This window comes from Neobacillus drentensis (assembly GCF_036962765.1).
GTDB classification, from domain to species: Bacteria; Bacillota; Bacilli; order Bacillales; family Cytobacillaceae; genus Neobacillus; species Neobacillus drentensis_C.
This window is the reverse complement of the sequence record NZ_JBALOS010000306.1, coordinates 1-616: the sequence shown is the minus strand read 5'-3', so window position 1 is coordinate 616 and position 616 is coordinate 1. Positions and strand designations below refer to the sequence as shown.

At 34.7% G+C, this 616-nt stretch carries 1 protein-coding gene; it reads left to right on the top strand.

The window, feature by feature from the left end:
- The coding region (locus tag V7137_RS27675; RefSeq protein ID WP_335701048.1) for a proline dehydrogenase family protein at positions 1-616 on the top strand (616 nt) is incomplete at both ends.

Below are 616 nucleotides of genomic sequence, written 5' to 3'. Positions count from 1 at the left end.
TCTGTTTAAATAATATTAGAGAAATTGTTGATAAAGCACATCGTTATGATATTTTTGTGAATATTGATATGGAGGATTTCAAACACTTAGAGCCTACTTTTAATTTATTAGATGACCTTTCGTTGGAGTATCAAAATGTAGGTACCGTGATTCAAGCTTATTTCCATAAAGCACAAGAATATCTTGAAAGATATGAGAACTTCCGTATTCGTCTTGTTAAAGGTGCCTATAAAGAGTCAGCAGAAATTGCTTATCAAGATAAGAAGGATATTGATGCGAACTTTATTAAAATTGTTGAATGGCATCTATTAAATGGAAAATTCACTTCCATCGCAACACATGACCATCGGGTCATTAATCATGTGAAAGAATTTGTAAAGAGACATGATATTCCGAATGATAAATTCGAATTTCAAATGCTATATGGTTTTAGAAAAGACATGCAGTTACAATTGGCAAGTGAAGGCTACAACTTCTGTACCTATGTTCCTTTCGGCAATGACTGGTACGGTTATTTCATGAGACGTCTAGCTGAACGACCTCAAAACCTAAATCTTGTTGCTAAGCAGTTCTTTAACAAAAAAACGAACACGGTACTTGGTGTCGCAGCAGGGGC